Source organism: Halomonas jincaotanensis (assembly GCF_018448785.1).
Taxonomy (GTDB): domain Bacteria; phylum Pseudomonadota; class Gammaproteobacteria; order Pseudomonadales; family Halomonadaceae; genus Halomonas; species Halomonas jincaotanensis.
Genome location: NZ_JAHCLU010000057.1, coordinates 1 through 653 on the forward strand (window position 1 = coordinate 1; position 653 = coordinate 653).

Annotated in this window: 1 protein-coding gene; it reads left to right on the plus strand. The window is 67.5% G+C overall.

From position 1 onward, the window contains the following. Positions 1–653 (plus strand): aldehyde dehydrogenase family protein (locus KG088_RS19440; RefSeq protein WP_213828275.1); only part of this gene is annotated, 653 nt, incomplete at both ends.

Consider the following 653-nt stretch of genomic DNA (forward strand, 5'->3'; position numbering starts at 1 on the left):
CAGGAGCACGGCAAGGTGTTCTCCGACGCCAAGGGCGAGGTGACCCGCGGCCTGGAGGTGGTGGAGTTCGCCTGCGGCATTCCGCACCTCCAGAAGGGCGAGCATTCGATGAACGTCGGCACCGGCGTGGACAGCTATTCGATGATGCAGCCGCTGGGCGTCTGTGCCGGCATCTCGCCGTTCAACTTCCCGGCCATGGTGCCGATGTGGATGTTCCCCATCGCGCTGGCCTGCGGCAACACCTTCGTGATGAAGCCCTCGGAGAAGGATCCCTCCACCTCGATGCGCCTGGCCGAGCTGCTGAAGGAGGCCGGCCTGCCGGATGGCGTCTTCAACGTGGTCAACGGCGACAAGGAGAGCGTGGACGTGCTGCTCACCGATGAGCGCGTCCAGGCGGTGAGTTTCGTCGGCTCCACCCCCATCGCCGAGTACATCTATGCGACGGCGTCGGCCCACGGCAAGCGCGTCCAGGCCCTGGGCGGCGCCAAGAACCACATGGTGATCATGCCCGATGCCGACCTTGACCAGGCTGTCGGGGCGCTGATGGGGGCCGCCTACGGCTCCGCCGGCGAGCGCTGCATGGCGATCTCGGTGGCGGTGCCGGTGGGCGAGGAGACCGCCAACCGCCTGCGCGAGAAGCTGGTGGCCGAGCT